Genomic DNA, 21,321 nt, shown 5'->3' on the forward strand with positions numbered 1-21,321 from the left:
ACCCGCGCATCGGCGTCCCTCCTCTCCGCTTCTCGTCGTCTCGTTCCCGGTGACGGTTCAGCTGCCGGCCGCTTCGCCCGACTCCTCCGGACCGCCCTCGGCCTCCGCCGTGGGTTCCGCGACCGCCACCCGTGCCGGACGGATGATCCGCTCGCCCACTTGATAACCGGGCTGCAGGATCTCCACACACGTGGGTTCGGTGACATCGGTCGCGTACGAGTGCAGCAGCGCCTCGTGCACCGTCGGGTCGAACGGGTCGCCCTTCGAACCGAAGCTCTGCAGCCCCATCTTGGCCACGATCGACTCCAGCGACTCGGCGACCGACTTGAAGCCGCCCGCCAGTTCGCCGTGGTCCCGGGCCCGACCGATGTCGTCGAGCACCGGCAGCAGTTCGCTCAGCACCTTGATGGCGGCCGACTCGCCCGCCACGTTGCGGTCCCGCTCGACCCGCTTGCGGTAGTTCGCGTACTCCGCCTGAAGCCGCTGCAGGTCGGCCGTGCGCTCGCCGAGTTGGTTGCGCAGCTCGGCGAGTTCGGCCGCCCCGGGGGCCGGGGCCGCCGCAGTGGCGGCGGTCCCGGTTTCCGGCTTCGACTCGGTTTCTTGGGCGTCGCCCGGGACGGCGCCGTGGTTCGAGCCGTTCCCTTCGGTCACGCAGCACCGCCCTTGCGGTCCTCGTCGACGATCTCGGCGTCCACGACGTCGTCGTCGGCGGTGTTGGCGGAGGCGTCACCCGCGCCGGCCGCGCCCTCGGTGCCCGGCTGGGCGTTCGCGTACATCGCGGTGCCCAGCTTCTGGCTCGTGGTGCTGACCTTCTCCGCGGCGTCGCGGATGGCGGCCAGGTCCTCGCCCTTGAGCGCGTCCTTCAGCTCGGTCAGCGACGTCTCGACCTCGGTCTTCACGTCGGCCGGGACCTTGTCGCTGTTGTCCTTGATGAACTTCTCGGTGGTGTACACCAGTTGCTCGGCCTGGTTGCGGGTCTCCGCGGCCTCGCGACGCTGGTGGTCCTCCTCCGCGTGCGCCTCGGCCTCGCGCATCATGCGGTCGATGTCGTCCTTCGGCAGGCCCGAGCCGCCGGTGATGGTCATCGACTGCTCCTTGCCCGTGCCCAGGTCCTTCGCGGACACGTGCACGATGCCGTTGGCGTCGATGTCGAAGGTGACCTCGATCTGCGGCAGCCCGCGCGGGGCCGGCGGCAGGCCGGTCAGCTCGAACATGCCGAGCTTCTTGTTGTACGCGGCGATCTCGCGCTCACCCTGGAACACCTGGATCTGCACCGACGGCTGGTTGTCCTCGGCCGTGGTGAAGATCTCCGAACGCTTGGTCGGGATCGTGGTGTTGCGCTCGATCAGCTTGGTCATGATGCCGCCCTTGGTCTCGATACCGAGGGACAGCGGGGTGACGTCGAGCAGCAGGACGTCCTTGACCTCGCCCTTGAGCACACCGGCCTGGAGCGCGGCGCCGACGGCCACGACCTCGTCCGGGTTGACGCCCTTGTTGGGCTCCTTGCCGCCGGTCAGCTCGCGCACGACGTCGGCGACGGCCGGCATCCGGGTCGAGCCGCCGACCAGGACGATGTGGTCGATCGCCGAGAGCGGGATGCCCGCGTCCTCGATGACCTTCTGGAACGGCACCTTGGTGCGGTCGAGCAGGTCCTGGGTCAGCTGCTGGAACTGGGCCCGGGTGAGCTTCTCGTCCAGGTGCAGCGGGCCCTCGGCCGACGCGGTGATGTAGGGCAGGTTGATCGAGGTCTCCATCGAGGAGGACAGCTCGATCTTGGCCTTCTCCGCCGCCTCGCGCAGGCGCTGGAGGGCCATCTTGTCCTTGGACAGGTCCACGCCGTGGGCGTTCTGGAACTGCTTGACCAGGTGGTCCATGACCCGCTGGTCCCAGTCGTCGCCACCGAGGTGGTTGTCGCCGTTGGTGGCCTTGACCTCGACCACGCCGTCGCCGATCTCCAGGAGCGACACGTCGAACGTGCCGCCGCCGAGGTCGAAGACGAGGATGGTCTGCTCGTCGGCCTTGTCCAGGCCGTACGCCAACGCGGCCGCGGTGGGCTCGTTGACGATGCGCAGCACGTTCAGACCGGCGATCTCGCCGGCCTCCTTCGTGGCCTGGCGCTCGGCGTCGTTGAAGTACGCCGGCACGGTGATGACCGCGTCGGTGACCTTCTCGCCCAGGTAGGCCTCGGCGTCGCGCTTGAGCTTCATCAGGATGCGGGAGCTGATCTCCTGCGCGGTGTACTTCTTGTCGTCGATCGCCACGGACCAGGTGGTCCCCATGTGGCGCTTGACGGACCGGATGGTCCGGTCGACGTTGGTGACGGCCTGGCGCTTGGCCACCTCGCCGACCAGGACTTCACCGTTCTTCGCGAAGGCAACCACGGACGGTGTGGTCCGCGACCCCTCCGCGTTGGTGATGACGGTCGACTCGCCGCCTTCCAGAACGCTGACGACGGAGTTCGTCGTACCGAGGTCGATACCGACCGCACGTGCCATGATTCGGTTCCTCCACGGGAAGAGTTGAGCGCTTGTCACTCAAGCATGAACTGCCCGGTTCAACGGGTCAAATCGCTTGAGTATTCCTCGCTCAACTTTAGTGCCTCGGAGGCTGTGAGGGGCGGGTTCCGCGCATCGATCGTGTCCACGCGATGTCACGCGGCCGAACGGCTCGGACGCTTGGCGTCATCGAAACGTTGTGCGCCTCGGGAGACTTATTCAGGTGAATGTCGCCACAAACGACACCCTTGACCTCTGCGGCCTCCGGGTGCACATGGCAGCATGTTCGCGCGCCTGCTGCCTGCCGCGCCGACGGCGGGCGAAATCCGAGATCCCAGGGGGACCCCCATGAGCGATGGTCAGGGCTATCCGCCCGTACCTCCGATGCCGCCCGGCCCGCCGGGCCAACCGGGCCAGTCCGGACCGCCGCAGGGGGGTTACCCACCGCCGCCGGACGGTTATCCGCAGCAGCCGGGAGGTTATCCGCAGCAGCAGGGGCAGCCGGGCGGCTTCCAGGAGACCGGCGGTTACCCGTACCCGCAGTACAGCGAGTACGGCCACTACCAGCAGTACGCGCAGAACCCGATCCAGCTCGACGCAAACGGCCGTCCGCCGCGGGGGGCGCGCAGCCGCAAGGTGATCGGGACCTGGATCGCCGGCATCACCGGAGCCGTCGTCGCGTCCGTGATCGTCGCCATGGTCGGCTTCGACGACCCGACCGAGAAGAAGGACCCGGCGGCCGAGGCGAGCAAGCCGGCGCCGATCGTGGTCGGCAAGACGGCCGCGCCGAGCAACAGCGCGGCGGTCGCGCCGAAGAAGGCCGACATGTCCAACGAGCTGAAGATCCCGACGGCGCTGCCGCCGATCTCCGGGCCGAAGATCACCGGCATCACGGTCGATCCGAAGACCTGGCCCAAGGCCTGCGACCTGCTGACGGACGAAGAGATCAAGACGGCCATCCCCGACGCCACTATCCGTGAGCGCAAAAGCCGCATGGGTCGCATCTCGAACATGTTCGGCAACAACGTCAACGACAACGAGTGCGAGATCACGTTCGACCTGCCGAACCTCCAGTCCTCGGACTACCCGGCCTCGATCAGCATCACCTCGTACGGATACAAGACGTTGGCCGACGAGAAGGCGTCCTTCGCGAAGGAGAAGACCAGCCAGGAGCGCACGTCCAAGCAGTTCCCCGATCAGTACGACGACATCCCGGCCGACAAGATCGGTGTGGACGGGGCGTTCCGGGACAACCGCACGGTGCAGATCTCCAAGAACGGCTTCCGGGTCTGGATCATCCTCTCCGCCCAACTCGAGGACTCGCAGGGCAACCCGCTCAAGAACAACACGTTGGCGCGCCAGTACGGGCCGACCGTGGCGGCGATCGTCGGGCAGAAGCTGTGAGCGGGGGATGGCAGCAGCAGCCGCAACAACACGGGCAACACGGCGGCGGTTACGGCCAACCCGGGCAGTATCCGCAACACCCGGGATACCCGCCCGGGCAGCAGGGCTTCCCGCAGCAGCAGGGGTACGCGCCCCAGCCGCAGGGCGGCTACGGCCCGCCCGGACAGCCGTACGGACCGCAGGGGCCGCAACGCGGGGGCAATCGGCCGGTGTTGTGGATCGCGGTCGTGCTGGTGCTGATCGCGGCCGGGGTCGGCGGCTTCCTGTTCCTGAACAAGGACGACGACTCGAAGGACACCGCGAAGACCGGCCCGCAGTCGTCCGGCGGTCCCGTCGCGCCGGGAGGCTCCGGCGGCGGCAAGAGCGGCGGCCCCGGAGGCCAGAGCGCGGCGCCCCTACAACGCCCGATGGTTTTCCCCGCAGCGCCGCCGGCCGACGCCGGGCCAGGATTCAATGCGACCAACGACGGCAAGAGCTGGCCGAAGGCGTGCGAGATGCTGTCCGACGCGCAGATCGGGAAGGTGATCAAGGGCGCCACGGTCAAGACCAGGAAGCCGGACACGACCGTGTCGGTCAAGTACGACTTCCCGGGTGCGGCCGACAACCAGTGCAACTTCGACCTGGCCGTGCCGGACCCGAACAATCCGAAGTATCCGTCGTACGCCAAGATCGAGCTCACACTGCACGAGGTGAGCACCCCGGCGATCGCGAAGGGCCACTACGGAGACACCAAGAAGAACCGGGCACGCAAGCCGTTCGGCGAGTTCGAGGAGCTGGGCACCAAGCTGGGCACCGACGACGCGTTCCGTGACGACAGCTACATCTACTTCTACAAGGGGCCGTACTACGTGGAGTTGTACGTCCACTCCGGGCTGACCGGTCCCGGCGGCGCGAAGCTCGCGGACGACGACGGGGTGAAGCAGTACGGGCCGACGCTCATCGGCTACCTCGTGGCCCGGATGTAGACACGGATGCAACGGATGTAACCGCGGTCCGCGCGGCACGGCAGCAGCGGCGACAGCGCATCGGAACAGCGCGTCGGATCAGGTAATCAGGAGGAGCACGGGGATGGTACGAATCGGGAACCCCGGGGGGAACCAGTACGGCGGCGGGCCGCATCAGCAGCAGCCGTACGGTCAGCCCGGCATGTACCAGCAGCAGTACCCCGGTGGCCCGATGCCGCCCCACCAGCCGCCGCGCCGCAGCAAGCTCAAGCCCGTGCTCGGCTGGATCGGCGTGGTCGTGGGCGGTGTGCTGGCGACGGTGGCGGGGTCGTACATCGTCGACGAGATCAACAAGAAGAACGACAAGGGCGACAAGCCGGTGGCGGAGAACGGGGTCGCGTTCCCCGACGGCTACACCCCGCCGCCGGGCGTCGCCTTCAGCGACGGCGCCAAGTTCCGGGCCAGCGGGGACACCGGCACCTGGCCGGACGCGTGCGACATGCTCTCCGACAAGGAGATCCAGAACGCGATCCCCGACTCGAGCATCGTGGGCGGGCGTCAGGGCCGCAAGACCGGCAAGATTCCCAAGAACTACGAGTGCACGGTCAACATCAAGCTGCCCAATCTCGCGGATCCCGCGACGCCGGCCAAGCTCACCATGACCATCAAGGCGATCGGCGACGCCGGCCCGGTCAAGGACATGTACGAGAAGGCGAAGAGCGAGGCGGCCCCGTTCACCGGCTTCGAGGATTTGGCCAACAAGCTGTTCGTGCAGAGCGCCTTCCGCAACGACACCACGAAGCTGAACCTGTTCAAGCAGGGCACGAAGCCGGACTCGCCGGCCTACTACGTGGTGATCGACGTCAAGGCGGACACCAAGGACTCGGCGGGCGGCCCCGAAACGAGGGACGCCTGGACCAAGAAGGCCGGACCTGCCCTCGTGCGCGTCCTCAACATCAAGATGACGGACGACTGAGATGACCGGCCAGTACAACAGCCCGAACTCCGGCCAGTACCCCGGCCCCGGCCCGCAGGGTCCCGGCTACCCGCCGCCCGGCCGGTACGGTGGCGGACAGCCGGGCCAGTACGGCCCCCCTCCGGGGCAGTACGGCCCGCCGCCCGGCTACGGCCCGCCCGGATACCCCCCGCCCCAGCCGCCGCGCCCCAACCGCCGCAAGCAGATCTTCAGCTGGGTGGCCGTCGTCGCCGGCGGCACCGCGGCAACGGTGGTCGCGGCCCTGCTGATCAACGGCACGGACGGCAAGAAGAACGAGGCGGTAAAGCTCCCGCCCACGGAGAGCGTGCGCAAGCTGGAGAGCTTCGACCCGAACGCGGTGAACAACACGCCGACGACGGCCCCGTCGAAGGAGGCCTCGCGTCCGTCGGCCCCGCCGGCGCCGAAGTCCGGGGGGAAGTTCGCGCCGGTGCCGAACGACATGTCCACGTGGCCGGACGTGTGCGACCTGATCACCCCGGAGGAGCTGGCCAAGGTCATTCCCGAGGTCACCTCCCAGGAGCAACAGGGCACCGCCAAGGCGTCCGGTTCCTACGCCTCCCGCGGACCGGCGCTGCGCAGCACGACGTGTCAGTACACGGTGAACACCAAGCGTGGCTGGGGCTACAGCAACGTCATCAAGCTGACCATCCAGATTCGCAACATCGATGCTCCCAAGGAGCTCGACTACAACTGGAATCTGAGCAAGACCGGCGCCCAGCGGGTCCAGACCGACTTCAAGGCTCTGGGTACCACGGGTGGCGCCGAGGACGCCTACTTCGCGGTGAACAGCCTGTATCTGCGCAAGGGCCAGTACTACCTCCAGCTCGATGCCTCGGGTTCCCTCAGCAAGGAGGGCACCGACCAGCCGTGGAGCGGCTGGCAGGGTGAACTCCTGCCGAAGCTGCTGCCCATGATCACCGCCAAGATCTGACCCCGTGCGCCCGGCGGGTCGCGGACATCGCCACCCGCCGGGCGGCGTCTACTCGTCGCGGTGCACCGTGTTCGGGGTGAAGCCGGGGAGGCAGACGGCGATGTAGTCGGCGCCCTCTTCGCCCCGCGTGCTGTAGCGGACCCATTCGCCGGCGGCGGTGTGGATGCCCTGGCCGGCCGCGACCTCGTGGGTGCCGCCCTCGTGCTCCACGGTGAGCACGCCGCGCAGGACCACCGTGTACTCGTCGAACTCGGGGCGCTGACCCGGTTCCTCCCAGCCGCCGGGGCTGGTCATGTGCGCGATGCTGAGCGCCTCGTCGCCGGTATTGACCCGGCCCACGAACTCGCGAATGGTCTTGGGAATGTTCCCGGCCGCCTCGACGACGGTCGGCTTCTCGATGAATTTCGGCATGGCCCCATCCTGTCCCAGGAGGCCGTCGAATCGTCGACGACCCGGCCTGGTGACGGGGGAATCGGCCTCGACCGCGTCGACCCGCGGCTTCCGCCGGATGTCCCGGGAATGCACACTGTGAGTAGCTGATTCATGACGCAGCGAAGGATGCCTATGGACGAGCACACCGAACGCACCGACACCGACGCCGGTTGGCCCGACAACGAGGGAGGGCGATTGTTCGTCACCTCGATGGACGACGTCGTATACACCCTTCCGGCGACCATTGCGAGCATCCGGGCATCACTGCCGGCAGACGAGCACGACGCGTTCACCAAGGCCATTGAGGACACCCCGGCGCGGGAGCTGCCGTTGGCGCTGTACCACTGGGCCGAAAAGCACACGCCCATCCCGGAAGCCAGGGAACGCACTCACGATTGGGTGCAGGAGATCTACGAGGAAGCGGAAGCCGACACGATCATGGGGGTACCCCGTGCCGCAGTACTCGATCAGGTGGAGTCCCGCTTGCGAGAGGGACCTCCGAAAGCTCACGAGTAGCCAACAGCATGACGTGATCAACGGAATGGCCCGCGTTGCCGGGGACCCGTACGGGTGCGGCTCATCCCCGACATGGGACAAGGACCGGCGCGAAGTGACGTGCGGCAGCGTGTTCGTGATCTACCAAATCACCAACAGCGAACTGGTCGTTACGGTTGTTCAGCTCATCGGATAGGACAGAAGGAGGCCACAACTCCCGGACAGCGCACGGGAGTTGGGGCCTCATGTAGTTGGACTAGCGGCCAGGCGGGCGCGGCACCCGGAACCCGCCAAGGGTCCTGGGAGTGACCACGCCAGGGGGCATGGGGAACGGCATCAGATCATCGGGCCTGGCGCCGTCTGTCGGGAACCAAACCCCGTCATCGGCCACGACATCCGCCGGGTCGGCGGTCCACTCGGCTCGCGCCGCATCGAACGGCTGGACCGTCACCCGGCCGGCGTCGTCCACCCGCACGACCACGCCGGGCGGCTGTTCGGGCCGGCGCGCGTCCACGGCGTGCTTCACCTTGTCCCCGATGCCGCTGCCGCTGCCGCTCGGGGTTGTTTCGTCCGGCGGTGGGATCGGTAGTTTCATGTCGACCTCGCTTCGGTGGGGGAGGCCGGGGGCCGGCGGATCACTGGCGAGCGAGCGCCGGCCCCTGGCGGTTGACTGCTGACTGGATACCGCTTGTGGCCCTCTCCGCCGACCGGCCATGGGAGGGCGGAGAGGGTTCGGAGCCGCACCGCCGGTAGCCACGACCAAATGGATTCGGCGGCACGGCAGTTCAGGGGGTGGCTTCCGGTTGGCCGGTCGGCCGCACGCTGTCGGAGGGCATGCGCCACTGGATATCCGGTCCGAACCGGGCCATGGGGAATCGCACTTCGTTCGGCAGCGGTTGCGCCGCCACGATCTCGCCGGGCCCGCGCACGCCGCGCGTGACCGCGTTGGGTTGTCCGATGTCGGTCTCGTCGACCACTTCGAGGCGCGCCATGGAAATGGTGTAGGCGCTGCCGTTGGCCGTGAGCGCCACGACATAGCCGGTGGCCACGCGGTAGAGCGTGCCCACGTATCCGCTCCGCGTGTCCCGAACGCGCACCTCGTCGGACGTCGCCAAGAGACGCCGCAAGTCGGCTTCTGTGGGCGGTCGTTGTCTCGTCACGGTCATGGGCATGCCTGTCCCTCTCGCGCTGCGGCGGGTGGATATCCGGCCACATTCTGTGGACACGGAATGTCTATCCCACGATCAACCCGCCGCCTTACGATGCGGCCAGGCGAGAACCTGATTTGCACAGCAATCAGGAATAAATGATCTTGAGGGATTAAACGACTTGGCCGAAGCGATCGACCCAACACAATCGTCCGCAAATATGTTCGCCGCGCGCGTGGCGAAGCTGCGTAAGTTGCGCGGGCTTACGCAAGCCCAACTGGCGGCCTTGATCCACGTGCACCCCACGCGCATCACCCAAATCGAACGGCGCACGGGCAGTCCGCCGACGTGGGAACAGGCGTGGCGCCTGGATGCCGCGCTGGGTGCCGATGACCTGCTCACGGACCTGTGGAAGGCGAGCCAGCGGGAGCTGGTCCCCGACTATGTGCGTGAGTACATGGATCGAGAGCAGGCGGCTATCGGCCTACGTTTCTACGCCGCGCAGATCGTGCCGGGCTTGCTTCAGACAAAGGCATACGCTCGTGCCACGCTCCGGCTTGGGCAAGCGCTGACCAGTGACGACGAGCTTCGGGATCGTGTCTCGCGACGTTTGGACCGTCAGGCGCGCATTCTGCGCGGCGACAGCCCTCCTCGTATCCGGGTCATCCTCGACGAAGCAGTTCTGGCCCGGAGTGCGGGCAGTCAGTCCGTGATGCGTGGCCAAATGGCCCGGCTGCTGGAGGAAGCGAACGCAGGTACCAAGATCCAGGTCTTGCCGTTCTGCGTGGGTGAACACGCGGCCATGGGTGGCTCTCTGACACTTGTTCAGACGGTGGACGGCAGCCGATACGCGTATACCGAAAGTGCATTCGATGGGCGACTCTGGGAGGGGCGGTCAGAGGTGAACGCGTTTGGCCTAACCTACGAGCAACTTCGGGCATCGGCCCTGTCTGCTCGGGAGTCCGAAGCGATGATCAGATCCGTAGCGAAAGGTATGTATCGTGCACCCCACCGGTTGGCGAACTTCCAGCTACAGCAACCAGCAAGGCGCGGAGTGCGTGGAAGTCGCTACATCCCAAGACGCCGTTCCGGTTCGTGACAGCAAAGATCGAAGCCTGGGTCACCTCATCGTCCCTACGGCTTCGTGGACGGCACTTACAGAGGCGCTGCGCGGTTAGCGCGACCTGACGCCCCGTCGGCCGTTGTCGGTCGGCGGGGCTTCCTGCTGCCTCTGCCGGGGTTGCGCCTTTGGTTGCGGGTGGCTGGTGCGGGGCCGGTCAGAGTCGGTGATGGGCCGCCGCCGGCGTGCGGGGCTCCGGGACGCAGGGCTCCCAACGAGACCGGCGCGTTGCTCGGCAGGAAAAGCGGCCGCAGCGGCGGGCAGGGTGGGTGCTCGGGTCGAGTCCTCCGGAGAGGCTTTGCGGGTGGGTCGGGTGCCTTCCGGTGAGACTCGCGTCTTGGTCGGCTGCGCGGGGCCGGTCAGAGTCGTCGAGCGGGGTCGCCGCCGGCGTGCGGGGCTCCGAGGCTCGGGGTTCCCGACGAGATGACGGCGTTGCTCGGCGGGAAAGGCGGCCGGCAGCGGCGGGGAGGGTGGGGGCTCGGGTCGCGTTCGCCGGAGAGGCTTCGCGGGTGGGTTGGGTGTTCCCGGCGGGCGTTGCGCTTTCGGTTGCGGAGGGCTGGTGCGGGGTCGGTCAGAGTCGTCGAGGTGGGCCGCCGCCAGCGTGCGGGGCTTTGAGACCGGGGCTCCTGGCGAGGCGGGTGCGTTGGTCGGCGGAAAACCGGCCGGCAGTGGCGGGCGGGGAGGCGCTCGGGTGGGTCTGCCGGGGAGACTTCCCGAGTGGGTCGGGCGGCCGGGTGTTTTCGGGGTGCGGTGGGCATGTGGGTGACGGAGGTTCACGAAATCGGATCCCGTGGGGTGCCGCAACCTCCGTGCGAGAGAAAACCGCAGGTCAGCGCAAGCGACCGCCGTCTCGCGCGCCTCGGGATCCGGTTTCGACGCCCACAGGGCACTTTCGGCCGCCGAGAGGCGCTGCAACGCCCGGGATCGGCTCCGACTGAGCGGTTTCGGTCTCCATGCGGGAGTCGAGGGGGCCGGAGCACACGAATCCGGCACTCGACACCCGACTTTCCAACCCAACCCCACAAAACCGCAGGTCACCGAGACCCGAAGCCCCCCACCACCCACCGAGATCCGGTTTCGCACCCCAACTCTCTCCAAATGCCCCCGAAACACCCCAACCCACCGGGAAGGCCCCTCAGCGCGCGCAATCCGACCCGTCACCCTGCCCGCCGCTGCCAGCCGCCTTTCCCGCCGAGCAACGCCGTCATCTCGTCGGGAACCCCGCGCCTCGGAGCCCCGCACGCCGGCGGCGGCCCACCCTCGACTCTGACCGGCCCCGCGCAGCCGACCAAGACGCGACTCTCGCCGAAAGCGCCCGACCCACCCGCGAAGCCTCCCCGGAGGACCTGACCCGACCACCCACCCTCCCCGCTGCTGCCGGCCGGTTTTCCGCTGAGCAACACACCCGTCTCGTCGGGAGCTTCGGTCTTGGAGCCCCGCACGCTGGCGGCGGCCCACCACCGACTCTGACCGGCCCCGCACCAGGCCACCCGCAACCAAAGGCGCACGCCCGCCGGGAGCAACCGACCCACTCGGAAAGGCCCCTCAGCAGATCCGATCCGAGTCCCTCCCTGCCCGCTGCTGCCGGCCGCTTTTCCCACTGAGCAATGCGCCCGTCTCGTCGGGAGCCCTCCGCCTCAGAGCCCCGCACGCTGGCGGCGGCCCACCACCGACTCTGACCGGCCCCGGACCGGCCACCCGCAGCCAAAGGCGCAACGCTCGCCGGGAGCACCCGACCCACTCGGGAAGCCCCCAGCAGACCCGGCCCCGAGTACCTACCTCACGCTCCGCTCCCTCCCCAACCCAACCCAACCCAACTCCACCCCACCCCACCCCATCCCACCCCACCCACTCCACCCGTAAATCGTTGGCCACCTCCCCAGCCCCTTGGGACCGTAGAGGCGACGGGGAAGCGGCCGCCGTCTCGGCGGTCACGGGGAAGGGGGCAGCCATGTCCGGGCTCAAGGTCACGGTCGAGCGGTTGGTGGTGCATCCGCACCCGAATGCCGATGCGTTGGAGCTGGCCCAAGTCGGGTTGTACCGGGCCGTCGTCGCCAAGGGGGCCTACGTCACCGGCGATGTGGCGCTCTACATCCCGGAGCAGGCGGTGTTGCCCGGCGGCCTCGTCGAGGAACTCGGGCTCACCGGGAAGCTCGCCGGCTCGGCCGAGAACCGGGTGCGGGCCATCCGGCTGCGTGGCGAGTTGTCGCAGGGCATCGTCTGTCGGCCGGCCGCGCTGGCCGACCTCGACCTCGATGCCGCGCTCGCCGACGGCAAGGACTTCGCCGAGCTGCTCGGCATCGTCAAATGGGTGCCGCCCATCCCCGTGCACATGAGCGGCGACATCGTGGCCGCGCCCGATCTGCTGCCGTGGGTCGACATGGAGAACATCCGGCGCTACCCGGACCTGTTCACGGCCGGCGAGCCGGTGGTGGCCACCGAGAAGATCCACGGCACGGCCTGCCTCTACACCTACCTCACTCACACCGGCGAGAGCTTCGTCTCCTCCAAGGGCTTCGGTGCCCGGTCGCAGGCGCTGGTCCGGGACGAGCACAACCTCTACTGGCGCAGCGTGCTCGCGCACCGGCTGCCCGAGGTCGCCGCGGAGGTGGCCGCGCGGTTCGGCGCGGCCCGGGTGGGCGTGTTCGGCGAGGTGTTCGGGCAGGGCGTGCAGGACCTGGGCTACGGCGCGCAGGGGCGGTCCGAGCTGCCCGGCTACGCGGTGTTCGACATCGCGCTCGCGGACGAGAGCGGCGCGGTACGGCACGTCGACGCCGAAGAGTTGGCCGACCTGCTCGCCGACCTCACGACCGCGCCGCCGATGGTGCCGACCCTCTACGCCGGGCCCTACGACGAGGCCGAACTGCTGGCCCTGGCCGAGGGCCGGGAGACCGTCTCGGGCACCGCCGCGCACCTGCGCGAGGGCCTGGTGGTGCGCCCGGCACGCGAGCGGTACAGCGCCGTGGTCGGGGGGCGCGCGATCGGCAAGATCGTCTCCGCGTCGTACCTGATGCGCAAGGGCGGCACGGAGTACGAATGAGCGCACCCTCGGGCCCCCTGGAGACCCACCGCCCTGGGCCGAATGAGAGAGGATGGCGTCGATACGTCTGGAGAGGATCCTTCATGAGCATCGACCCGTCCTCGCTTCCGAGGTCGACCTTCGTTCCGGCCGCGCCGGTCGTCAAGCCGTCGGCGGACCTGATCAACCAGGTCCTCGACGAACTCCAGGTGAACCATTTCACCGACGACGAGGGCGACATCTGTGCGCCCTGGGATGGCTTCCGCGTCTACTTCATGCTGCGCGGAGACAAGCAGGAGATCTTCACGGTCCGGATGTTCCTGGACCGTGCGTTCGACCCGGCCGACCGGCCGCGGATGCTGGAACTGCTGGACGAGTGGCACCGCCAGTTCTTCTGGCCCAAGGTCTACACGCACGAGCACGAGGGACAGCTGCGGCTGATCGGCGAGGCCCAGCTCGACTGCGAGCCGGGGATCAACCGCGAGCTGTTCGTGTTCACCACGCGCGCGTGGATCAGCACGTGCATCTCGTTCGCGAACTGGATCACCGAGCAGTACGGCCCCGAGGACAAGCCGGCGACCGACGGCGAGGCATAGGCGGAACCCGCGCGTGTGGGGGCCGCAGACCGACCCCCACACGCAACCGCCCCCCGCGATCCGCCGGCCGGGACTCAGCCGGCGAGCCGCTTGGCGGCTTCCTCCAGGACCTCGACGCGCTTGCAGAAGGCGAAGCGGACCAGGGGGCGGCCCACCTCCGTGTTGTCGAAGAAGACCACCTCGGGGATCGCGACCACGCCGCGCAGTTCGGGCAGCTTGCGGCAGAAGTCGAGGCCGTCGGCGTAGCCGAGCGGGGTGATGTCGGTGGTGGTGAAGTAGGTGCCCTGCGGCTCGTAGACGGTCAGTCCGGCCGCCCGCAGTCCGCCGCCGAGCAGGTCGCGCTTGTGCCGCAGGTCCTCGCGCAGCCCGTCGAAGTACGTGTCCGGCAGGCGCAGCGCGTGTGCGATCGCGGGTTGGAACGGGGCGCCCGAGGTGTAGGTCAGGAACTGCTTGGTCGTACGCACCGCCGCGATCAGCTCCCTCGGCGCGCACACCCAGCCGACCTTCCAGCCGGTGAACGAGAACGTCTTGCCCGCCGACGAGATGGTGACGGTGCGCTCGCGCATGCCCGGCAGGGTCGAGATCGGGATGTGCTCGCCGGTGTAGACCAGGTGTTCGTACACCTCGTCGGTGACCACGATCAGGTCGTGCTCGATCGCGACGGCGGCGATCGCCTCCAGCTCGGCCCGGGTGAGCACCGTGCCGGTCGGGTTGTGCGGGGTGTTGAGCATGATCACCCGGGTGCGGTCGGTGACCGCCGCGCGCAGCTCGTCGAGGTCCGGACGAAAGTGCGGGGGGCGCAGGGTGACGCCCACCCGGCGGGCGCCGGCCATCGCGATGCAGGCCGCGTACGAGTCGTAGAACGGTTCGAGCGCGATCACCTCGTCGCCCGGTTCGAGCAGCGCGAGCAGCGCGGCGGCGATCGCCTCGGTGGCGCCGGTGGTGATCAGCACCTCGCCGTCCGGGTCGAACGTCTGGTCGTAGAAGCGCTGCCGGTGCTCCGCCACGGCCAGCCGTAGATCCGCGATGCCGTCGCCCGGCGGGTATTGGTTCGCCCCGTCACGCATCGCCGCGACGGCCGCCTCGATCACCTCCGCCGGGCCGTCGGTGTCGGGGAAACCCTGGCCGAGGTTGATCGCGCCGGTGGTGCGCGCGAGGGCGGACATCTCGGCGAAGATCGTCGTGCCGAGGCCGTCCAGGTGTCTGGCCAACAGGGGTCGGTTCATCCGTACGGCTCCTTCGCGAGGGTCGGCTCTTCGGGCCCATCCTCGCCTGCGACACCCCGGTGCTCACAGGGTGCCCTTCACCCGTTCGTGTGATTGCCTTTCACCTTCGTGGGTGACGACGGTGTGCCTTCGGGCGCCTACGGTGAGTCATGTCCCCTGGTTTGCAGCCGATTGTCGCCCCGGGAGCCTCCCGAGGGTGTTCCCGTTGCCCGGACAGATGAGCGCGAGACATGCACGCCACACTCACCACCACGTACACCGACACCCGTGCGGACGCCCTCGGCTGGTGCCTGGGTCTGCCGCCGCTTCCCGCGTTGGCCACGCGCGACGTCGACCTCGGAGGACTGAAGCTGGACCTGCGCCTGCTCGGCGCCTCGCACCAGGTGCTGATCGGCCCCGAGCCGGGCGGGGGCGAGCCGGTGTCCGAGACGGTCGCGTGCGTGCCGGGCGCGGCCACCCCGCTGCCCGCCCGGGCCGCGACCCGGCTCGGTCGGTGGGAGTACGAGTTCACCGCACTGACCCAGCAACTCGGCGACAGCGCGTTCGCGGCCCGGGTGCGCGAGATCGTCGCGCTGGCCACCGGGCACCGCTACGGCCTGATCGGCGAGTATCCGGGCCTGCCGTACGCGGTCACCGCCATGGTGGTGGAGCGCTGCGGGGCGGGCGCGGTCTGGTCCACGTGGCACACGTACCCGCAGGAATGCCGGATCGTGAGCACCCGGAGCCGCGCCATGTGAGGCCGCACGCGCGGGCCCGGCGCGCGCACCCGCACCGCGTAGTCGGATCGGGTGAACCGTCGGCGCGTTCGGCGACCCCCGCGCGCTGCGCGCCTAGCGTGCTCGGGGTGAACTCCCCAGCGCCGCGTGCCGCCACGATCGTGCGCGCGTCGGCCGCCCGGCCCCCCTCCACCACGATCGCCCCCGGGCCCGCGCGATTCGTGGTCCTGCTCGCCGTCCTCGTCTGCGCGGCCTGCGGCCTGGTCTACGAACTCGCGCTGGCCGCGCTCGGCGGCACGCTGGGCGGCGATCCGGTGGTGGAGACCTCGATCGTGTTGTCGGTGATGGTCTTCGCAATGGGTGTCGGCGCGCTCGTCGCCAAGCCGTTCGTGCGCCGCGCGGCACCGGCGTTCCTGGCCGCCGAGATCCTGCTCGCCGCGTGCGGCGGGATGTGCGCGACCGTGCTGTTCGCCGGGTTCGCCTGGTACGACGTCTACCGCTGGCCGATGATCGCCGTCGCGGCCGTGCTCGGGCTGCTGATCGGCGCCGAGATCCCGCTGTTGATGACGCTCGTCCAGCGGATCCGGCCGCAGGAGGCGGGCAGCGCGGTGGCCGACCTGTTCGCGGCCGACTACGTGGGCGCGCTGGTCGGCGGCCTGCTCTTCCCGTTCCTGCTGCTGCCGCGCCTGGGCCAACTGCGCACCGTGGTGCTCGCGGGCATGGTCAACGCGATCGCCGGCGCGCTCGTGGTGTTGTGGCTGTTCCGGGCCGACCTGCCGGCGCGCCTACGGATGGGCATGTACGCCGCGGTGGGCGCCGTACTCGCACTGCTCGCCGGCACCTGGCTGTACACGCCCGCCTTCGAACGGGCCGCGCGCGACGCCCTCTACGACGGTGACGTGGTGTCCGCCCACGAGGACGTGGTGGTCACCCACACCGCCGCCGGCCCCGAGATGTACGTGGCCGGCGAGCGCCGGGTGGCGGCCACGGGGGCGAGCGAGACCGCCCAGGCGCTGGTGCACCCGGCGATGGCCGGCCGGCACGAACGGGTGCTCGTGCTCGGCGGGGGAGACGGGCTGGCCCTGCGCGAGGTGCTGCGCTACGCGGCGGTGCGCGACGTGGTGGTCGTGGTCGCACACCTCGGCGAGACCGCGCCCGCCCGCACCGATCCCGCCCTGCGCGCCCTCGCCGGCGACGCGTTCGCCGACCCCCGGGTGCGCGTGGTCGGCGCGGACGCCTTCGCGTGGGTACGGGCGAGCGCCGAGCGCTTCGACGTGGTGGTCGCCGACCTGCCCGGGCCCACCATCGGCGCCGCCGCGCGCCTGTACACCCAGGAGTTCTACGGCCTGACCCGCACCGTGCTGCGCCCGGCGGGCCGGATCGTGGTGCGCGCGCCCGCGCCCGATGCGCACCGCCGAGCGTTCTGGTGCGTCGACGCGGGCCTGCGCGCCGCGGGGCTGCGCACGCTGCCCTATCGGATCACCGTGCCGGGCCCGGCCGATCGCGGCTTCCTGCTCGCCGCGCCCGCGCCCGCGCTCGTGCCCGGGGCCGCGTTGCGGCCGGCCGACGACGCGCCGGACCCGGCGGTCGTACCGTTCCTGGCCGCCGACCGTCCCGCCCTCGCGAGTTCGTTCCCGCCGCACGAGGCACGGGTGGAGGTGCCGCCGTCCACCCTGAACGACCCGCGCATCGCCGACTACGCCCGCGAGTAGCCCGGCCCGCGCGTGGCCCACCCGCTCAGCGGATCGACATGTAGGCGCGGAACGCCTTGTGCAGCGCGGGCTGCACCGGGTACTCCCACTCGCCCAGGTTCTCCACCACGCGCCCGTTCGTGCCCAGCTTCCAGCGCAGCACCCCGAACAGTCGGTCGTCCGGGTCGATCACCGGACTGACCCCGCGCATGTCGTAGACCGGTATGCCGCGCTCGTGCACGTCCTGGATCATCCGCCACTGGAGCGCGTGGCTGGGCCGCACCCCTCGGCCGTGGTCGGTGGAGGCGCCGGTCTGGTACCAGACCCGCTCGCCCGCGGTGATCAGCGTGTGCGCGGCCAGGAGCCGGTCCTCGAACCGGGCCAGGTACAGCTTCATCCGGCCCGCCGCCTCCGTGTTCAGCGCCCGGTACTGCCGCTGGTAGTACGGGAGTTCGCGGCCCAGCCGGAACCCGTTGCGGCGCTCGGTCACCTGGAGCAGGTCGAAGAACGCGGGCAGGTCCTCGTAGCCGCCCACGGCGATGTCCACGCCCGCCTTGCCCGCCTTGGTGATCGCGCGCTTCCACTCCTGGTTGAAGCCCGCCTTGACCTGGTCCAGGGCCCGTCCCTCGAACGGCAGCTCGAAGGTGTACCGGGGCTGCGCGTCCGCGCCGTCGCCCGAGGCCCGCCACCCCAGGTCGCCCAGCCGCAGCGCGACCGTCGCGCCCAGCGGGTCGATCTCGTCCGGGGTGACCCGATCCAGGTGCTTGAGCCCGTGCCGGACCGCGTCCTTGACGGTCTGCGCCTGCCAGCGCCGATAGGCCAGCGGCGGCCCCATCCGCACGGTGAACACGTGCCTGGCGCGCATGTGTTCGATCAGCGGCGCCAGCCAGCGCTGCGGGTTCGGGTCGGCCCAGTCGATCACCGGGCCCTCGGGGAGGTACGCGAACCAGTACGGCACCTTGGGCATCTTGCGGTACAGCACCAGGGCCGTGCCGACCACGGCGCCGTTCGCGTCGAACCAGCCGATGCCCTCGCTGCGCCACGCCTCCTTGACCACGGCCCACGACGGGTACTGCAGGAACCCCGCGTCGCCGCGTCCGTCGAGATGCGCGAGGTGCGCGTCCGCGGTCAGCGGGGCGACCCGCAACGCCCGGTCGGCCGGCCCGGCGGGCGCGACGGAGCCGGCGGGCGCGGCGGGAACGGACGGTCGGGCGGGCGGCGCCGGAAGCAGCGTGACCACGGGACGTCTCCTAGGGGACGGAGTGATGCGGGTGGGGTAGCCCCGCAAACCCTTAGAGCCCGTGGGCGAACGGTTTCGTCACCGAGAAATTCGGATGCAACGGAAGTGGCCTCCCAGGCACTCAGACAACGGGGGAGCATGTCCGAAACCCCGAACGCGGCCGAATTGGAGACGTTTGTGAGCCATGTCGTCTCGGGTCGACCGGGGGGCCGGCACGCTCGTGCGGAGGATCGCCGACCCGGGTCCGAGACACCGGCGCACGGGCCCGCGCGCCCGGTCGAGCGGGCGCCGGGTCGGGGCGAAGGGGGCAAACCCGAAAGAGCCGGCGGCCGATCGATGCTGCGCGGCGGCGCGAACCTGGCGCTCGGCTCCGCGGTCTCCCGGCTGACCGGGTTCGCCCGCAGCGCCACCGTGGTCGCGGCGCTGGGTACCGGCCTGTTCGCCGACGGCTACAACGTGGCGAACACGGTGCCCAACATCCTCTACATCCTGCTCGTCGGCGGCGCGCTCAACTCGGTCCTGGTACCGCAACTGGTGCGCGCGGCCCGGCGCGACGCCGACGGCGGGGCCGGCTACACCGACCGGCTGCTGACCGCGGTGGGCTGCCTGCTGCTCGTGCTCACCCTCGCCGGTGTGCTCGCGGCGCCCGCGATCGTGTCCGCCTACGCGGACTACGACGGTGCCCAGCGCACGCTGACCGTCGCACTGGCCCGGATGTGCCTGCCGCAGATCCTCTTCTACGGCATGTTCGCGCTGGTCGGCGAAGTGCTCAACGCGCGCGGGCGGTTCGGGCCGATGGCCTGGACGCCGATCCTGAACAACGTCGTGGTGATCGCGGTCTTCGGGTCCTTCCTGCTGGTCGCGCACGATGTGCGGGATGCGCAGGGCATCACCCCGGCGCAGGTCCGCCTCCTCGGCCTGGGCACCACGCTCGGCATCGTCGTACAGGCGCTGACCCTGGTGCCGTACCTGCGCGCGGCGGGGGTGCGCTTTCGGCCCCGCTTCGACTGGCGCGGCCACGGCCTGGGCGCGCCGCTGCGGATGGCCGGCTGGGCGGTCGCCATGGTCGGCGTCTCGCAACTGGGCTACTGGCTGGTGACCCGGCTCGCGGTCGAGGTGTCCGACAAGGCGGTGAAGTCCGGGCTCGGCCACGGCGTGGGCTACACCGCCTACGCCAACGCGCAGTTGCTCTGGATCGTGCCGCACGGCGTGGTCACCGTGTCGATCGCGACCATGCTGATGCCCCGAATCAGCCGTGCGGCGGCCGACGGACACCCCGCCACGGTCCGCGCGTTGGTCTCCCGGGGCCTGCGCCTGAACGCCCTGGTGATCGTGCCGGTGTCGTTCCTGTTCCTCGCCCTCGGCCCGCAGGTGACCGCGGTGGTCTTCCAGCACGGCATCACCACCGAGGCGGACACCCGCGCGATGGGCCTGATGTTGACCGCGTTCGCGCCCGGGCTGATCGCCTACTCGGGGCAATACCTGATCCAGCGCGGCCTGTACGCGGTACAGGACGCCCGCACGCCGTTCTGGGCCAACGCGGCGATGACCGCGGCCGGCGCGCTGTTCTCGCTGGTCGCCTACTGGACGCTGCCCGCCGAGTGGGCGGTCACCGGGATGGCCGCCGGATACAGCGTCGCGCAGGTGATCGGCCTGGTGTGGCTGGCCCGGGTGTTGCGCCGGCGGCTGCGCGGCCTGGACACGGTCCGGGTGGCGCGCACCCACCTGGGCCTGGCGCTGGTCTCCGCGGGCGCGGCGGGCGGCTCCTGGCTCCTGGCCCGCTGGTGTGCGCACACGCTCGGCTCGGGGCCGCTGGGGGCCGCGGTCGCGCTGGCCGGCGCGGTCGTGTTGTTCGCGGTGATCGTGGCGCCCGTGGCCTACCCGAGGGCCCGCCGGTTGTGGTTGCCCGAGGAGCCGGCGCGGCCGGCCCCGGACCCGGACGCGATGCCGAGGGTGATCGACCCCGACGCGCCGACCGGGCGGCACCGGCGGGTGTGATGGGGTGGGCGGTACACACCGACCGTCCGGGTCGGTGCGCGGGCGCGTCGCCGGACGGCGGCCCGCCGCCACGAACGGGGGAGAACGGATGCAGTACGAAGTCGTCGTGCCGATCCCGGTCCGATCTGTCTGGGAGACCTTCCACGACGCCGAACGCCTGGGGCGGTGCATCCCGGGCCTGACGCCCGAGGAGCCGGTCCGCGGCGGTACCGAGGGTGTCGTGCTGACCGGCCGCTGGCGGGTGCGGGTCGACGCCGACACCGTCGCCTTCCGCGGCCTGCTCCGGCTTGCCGCCGCGGCCGAGCCGCTGGCGCTGATCGCGACCGTGGTCGGGGTCGAGGAGCCGGGCGCGGCCGGGGGCGAGGGGCCGCCGGCCGCCCGCCTGGACGCCGAGTTCACGGTGCGGCTGTACGACCTCGCCGCGGCCGAGGACGACGACGCGGAGCACACCGGCGAGACCCGGATCGTCTTCGCCGCCGAGCCGGGCGAGTTCGGCCCGGTCGAGGCCGCGCGGCAGACCGCGTTCGCCCGCGCGGCCGACCTGTTCGCCGCCGCGCTGGCCGACGAACTCGCGCCCGAGACGGCGGCCGACACGCCGTTCGAGCCGGTCCGCCCGCTCGCCGAGCCGTTCTCGACGCCGCCGCGCACCCGGCCCGTGCCGCCGCGTCCGGCCGAGGCCGGCTCCGAGGCGGACCTGTGGTCCGAGGTCGGACACGGCAGCGGACGCGCCGCGCGCCGGGCGATCCGGGTGCTGGTCCCGGCACTGGGTGCGGTCGTGCTCTGGCGCCTGGTCCGGGTCCGGGCCCGCCGCGAGCGCGTCGGCCGAGCCTGAACGGGCCGGGTGGGTCGCGGCGATAGGCTCCCGTGCC

Annotated in this window: 20 protein-coding genes; 13 read left to right on the forward strand and 7 right to left on the reverse strand. The window is 70.3% G+C overall.

Annotation, left to right across the window (positions count from 1 at the left end; genetic code table 11):
* Positions 1 to 57 precede the first annotated feature (57 nt).
* Both grpE and dnaK read right to left on the reverse strand, forming a co-directional pair.
* Positions 58 to 651, reverse strand: coding sequence for a nucleotide exchange factor GrpE (gene grpE / locus ACWGR4_RS15750; RefSeq protein WP_380003416.1), 594 nt, complete (start codon positions 649 to 651; stop codon positions 58 to 60).
* On the reverse strand, positions 648 to 2,495 hold the full coding sequence (gene dnaK, locus ACWGR4_RS15755) for a molecular chaperone DnaK (RefSeq protein WP_126636603.1): 1,848 nt from the start codon (positions 2,493 to 2,495) through the stop codon (positions 648 to 650). Before dnaK ends, grpE begins: the two co-directional genes overlap by 4 nt.
* A 348-nt stretch (positions 2,496 to 2,843) precedes the next feature.
* Here dnaK and ACWGR4_RS15760 point away from each other — a divergent pair, with 348 nt between their 5' ends.
* The 4 genes from ACWGR4_RS15760 (at position 2,844) to ACWGR4_RS15775 (ending at position 6,771) form a co-directional block, all read left to right on the forward strand.
* Complete coding sequence (locus ACWGR4_RS15760; protein WP_452131088.1) at positions 2,844 to 3,899, forward strand: hypothetical protein; 1,056 nt, start codon at positions 2,844 to 2,846, stop codon at positions 3,897 to 3,899.
* Positions 3,896 to 4,864 (forward strand): hypothetical protein, encoded by a 969-nt coding sequence (locus tag ACWGR4_RS15765; RefSeq protein WP_452131089.1) that lies wholly within the window; start codon positions 3,896 to 3,898, stop codon positions 4,862 to 4,864. Before ACWGR4_RS15760 ends, ACWGR4_RS15765 begins: the two co-directional genes overlap by 4 nt.
* Positions 4,865 to 4,967: 103 nt before the next feature.
* Positions 4,968 to 5,819 (forward strand): hypothetical protein, encoded by an 852-nt coding sequence (locus tag ACWGR4_RS15770; protein WP_452131090.1) that lies wholly within the window; start codon positions 4,968 to 4,970, stop codon positions 5,817 to 5,819.
* Between the two features lies 1 nt (position 5,820).
* Positions 5,821 to 6,771 (forward strand): hypothetical protein, encoded by a 951-nt coding sequence (locus ACWGR4_RS15775; RefSeq protein WP_452131091.1) that lies wholly within the window; start codon positions 5,821 to 5,823, stop codon positions 6,769 to 6,771.
* A gap of 48 nt (positions 6,772 to 6,819) precedes the next feature.
* Here the strand turns inward: ACWGR4_RS15775 and ACWGR4_RS15780 are convergent, their stop codons facing one another.
* Entirely contained in the window at positions 6,820 to 7,182 is a 363-nt protein-coding gene (locus ACWGR4_RS15780) for a cupin domain-containing protein (protein WP_439676025.1), read from the reverse strand.
* Between the two features lie 153 nt (positions 7,183 to 7,335).
* On the opposite strand from ACWGR4_RS15780, the gene ACWGR4_RS15785 reads away from it, so the two are divergent.
* The gene (locus tag ACWGR4_RS15785; RefSeq protein ID WP_439676026.1) at positions 7,336 to 7,719 is read left to right on the forward strand and encodes a hypothetical protein; all 384 of its coding nucleotides are present in this window, start codon (positions 7,336 to 7,338) and stop codon (positions 7,717 to 7,719) included.
* 235 nt (positions 7,720 to 7,954) lie between these two features.
* Here the strand turns inward: ACWGR4_RS15785 and ACWGR4_RS15790 are convergent, their stop codons facing one another.
* Both ACWGR4_RS15790 and ACWGR4_RS15795 read right to left on the reverse strand, forming a co-directional pair.
* On the reverse strand, positions 7,955 to 8,293 hold the full coding sequence (locus tag ACWGR4_RS15790; protein WP_452131092.1) for a hypothetical protein: 339 nt from the start codon (positions 8,291 to 8,293) through the stop codon (positions 7,955 to 7,957).
* 190 nt (positions 8,294 to 8,483) lie between these two features.
* Positions 8,484 to 8,765 (reverse strand): hypothetical protein, encoded by a 282-nt coding sequence (locus tag ACWGR4_RS15795; protein WP_452131093.1) that lies wholly within the window; start codon positions 8,763 to 8,765, stop codon positions 8,484 to 8,486.
* A 262-nt stretch (positions 8,766 to 9,027) separates the two neighbouring features.
* Here ACWGR4_RS15795 and ACWGR4_RS15800 point away from each other — a divergent pair, with 262 nt between their 5' ends.
* From ACWGR4_RS15800 to ACWGR4_RS15815, 4 genes are all read left to right on the forward strand, one after another.
* Positions 9,028 to 9,945 (forward strand): helix-turn-helix domain-containing protein, encoded by a 918-nt coding sequence (locus ACWGR4_RS15800; RefSeq protein WP_452131094.1) that lies wholly within the window; start codon positions 9,028 to 9,030, stop codon positions 9,943 to 9,945.
* Positions 9,905 to 10,024: a DUF397 domain-containing protein gene (locus ACWGR4_RS15805; RefSeq protein ID WP_380003429.1), complete on the forward strand. Its 120-nt coding sequence runs from the start codon at positions 9,905 to 9,907 to the stop codon at positions 10,022 to 10,024. Before ACWGR4_RS15800 ends, ACWGR4_RS15805 begins: the two co-directional genes overlap by 41 nt.
* A gap of 1,893 nt (positions 10,025 to 11,917) precedes the next feature.
* Positions 11,918 to 13,006, forward strand: coding sequence for an RNA ligase (ATP) (locus ACWGR4_RS15810; protein WP_452131095.1), 1,089 nt, complete (start codon positions 11,918 to 11,920; stop codon positions 13,004 to 13,006).
* A gap of 83 nt (positions 13,007 to 13,089) precedes the next feature.
* The gene (locus ACWGR4_RS15815) at positions 13,090 to 13,581 is read left to right on the forward strand and encodes a type III secretion system chaperone family protein (protein ID WP_380003431.1); all 492 of its coding nucleotides are present in this window, start codon (positions 13,090 to 13,092) and stop codon (positions 13,579 to 13,581) included.
* A gap of 74 nt (positions 13,582 to 13,655) precedes the next feature.
* Here ACWGR4_RS15815 and ACWGR4_RS15820 read toward each other — a convergent pair whose 3' ends face one another.
* Positions 13,656 to 14,807, reverse strand: coding sequence for a pyridoxal phosphate-dependent aminotransferase (locus ACWGR4_RS15820; protein ID WP_452131096.1), 1,152 nt, complete (start codon positions 14,805 to 14,807; stop codon positions 13,656 to 13,658).
* Positions 14,808 to 15,037: 230 nt separating this feature from the next.
* Between ACWGR4_RS15820 and ACWGR4_RS15825 the strand changes: the two genes are divergently transcribed.
* Together ACWGR4_RS15825 and ACWGR4_RS15830 are read left to right on the forward strand one after the other, a co-directional pair.
* Positions 15,038 to 15,544 (forward strand): DUF2617 family protein, encoded by a 507-nt coding sequence (locus ACWGR4_RS15825; RefSeq protein ID WP_452131097.1) that lies wholly within the window; start codon positions 15,038 to 15,040, stop codon positions 15,542 to 15,544.
* 107 nt (positions 15,545 to 15,651) lie between these two features.
* On the forward strand, positions 15,652 to 17,235 hold the full coding sequence (locus tag ACWGR4_RS15830) for a polyamine aminopropyltransferase (protein ID WP_452131098.1): 1,584 nt from the start codon (positions 15,652 to 15,654) through the stop codon (positions 17,233 to 17,235).
* A 25-nt stretch (positions 17,236 to 17,260) separates the two neighbouring features.
* Here ACWGR4_RS15830 and ACWGR4_RS15835 read toward each other — a convergent pair whose 3' ends face one another.
* Positions 17,261 to 18,454: a lipid II:glycine glycyltransferase FemX gene (locus ACWGR4_RS15835; RefSeq protein ID WP_380003437.1), complete on the reverse strand. Its 1,194-nt coding sequence runs from the start codon at positions 18,452 to 18,454 to the stop codon at positions 17,261 to 17,263.
* A 336-nt stretch (positions 18,455 to 18,790) separates the two neighbouring features.
* On the opposite strand from ACWGR4_RS15835, the gene murJ reads away from it, so the two are divergent.
* Both murJ and ACWGR4_RS15845 read left to right on the forward strand, forming a co-directional pair.
* A complete protein-coding gene (murJ, locus tag ACWGR4_RS15840; RefSeq protein ID WP_380003438.1) occupies positions 18,791 to 20,452 on the forward strand; it encodes a murein biosynthesis integral membrane protein MurJ in 1,662 nt (553 codons plus the stop codon).
* 88 nt (positions 20,453 to 20,540) lie between these two features.
* Complete coding sequence (locus ACWGR4_RS15845) at positions 20,541 to 21,284, forward strand: hypothetical protein (RefSeq protein WP_452131099.1); 744 nt, start codon at positions 20,541 to 20,543, stop codon at positions 21,282 to 21,284.
* Positions 21,285 to 21,321: the final 37 nt, after the last annotated feature.

The organism is Embleya sp. NPDC055664, assembly GCF_053618075.1.

Excerpts from the sequence above, each read along its gene's own strand:
- dnaK (WP_126636603.1), bottom strand. The coding sequence starts at position 2,495 with ATGGCACGTGCGGTCGGTATCGACCTCGGTACGACGAACTCCGTCGTC.
- ACWGR4_RS15760 (WP_452131088.1), top strand. The coding sequence starts at position 2,844 with ATGAGCGATGGTCAGGGCTATCCGCCCGTACCTCCGATGCCGCCCGGC.
- ACWGR4_RS15770 (WP_452131090.1), top strand. The coding sequence starts at position 4,968 with ATGGTACGAATCGGGAACCCCGGGGGGAACCAGTACGGCGGCGGGCCG.
- ACWGR4_RS15775 (WP_452131091.1), top strand. The coding sequence starts at position 5,821 with ATGACCGGCCAGTACAACAGCCCGAACTCCGGCCAGTACCCCGGCCCC.
- ACWGR4_RS15780 (WP_439676025.1), bottom strand. The coding sequence starts at position 7,182 with ATGCCGAAATTCATCGAGAAGCCGACCGTCGTCGAGGCGGCCGGGAAC.
- ACWGR4_RS15785 (WP_439676026.1), top strand. The coding sequence starts at position 7,336 with ATGGACGAGCACACCGAACGCACCGACACCGACGCCGGTTGGCCCGAC.
- ACWGR4_RS15790 (WP_452131092.1), bottom strand. The coding sequence starts at position 8,293 with ATGAAACTACCGATCCCACCGCCGGACGAAACAACCCCGAGCGGCAGC.
- ACWGR4_RS15810 (WP_452131095.1), top strand. The coding sequence starts at position 11,918 with ATGTCCGGGCTCAAGGTCACGGTCGAGCGGTTGGTGGTGCATCCGCAC.
- ACWGR4_RS15815 (WP_380003431.1), top strand. The coding sequence starts at position 13,090 with ATGAGCATCGACCCGTCCTCGCTTCCGAGGTCGACCTTCGTTCCGGCC.
- ACWGR4_RS15820 (WP_452131096.1), bottom strand. The coding sequence starts at position 14,807 with ATGAACCGACCCCTGTTGGCCAGACACCTGGACGGCCTCGGCACGACG.
- ACWGR4_RS15825 (WP_452131097.1), top strand. The coding sequence starts at position 15,038 with ATGCACGCCACACTCACCACCACGTACACCGACACCCGTGCGGACGCC.
- murJ (WP_380003438.1), top strand. The coding sequence starts at position 18,791 with ATGCTGCGCGGCGGCGCGAACCTGGCGCTCGGCTCCGCGGTCTCCCGG.
- ACWGR4_RS15845 (WP_452131099.1), top strand. The coding sequence starts at position 20,541 with ATGCAGTACGAAGTCGTCGTGCCGATCCCGGTCCGATCTGTCTGGGAG.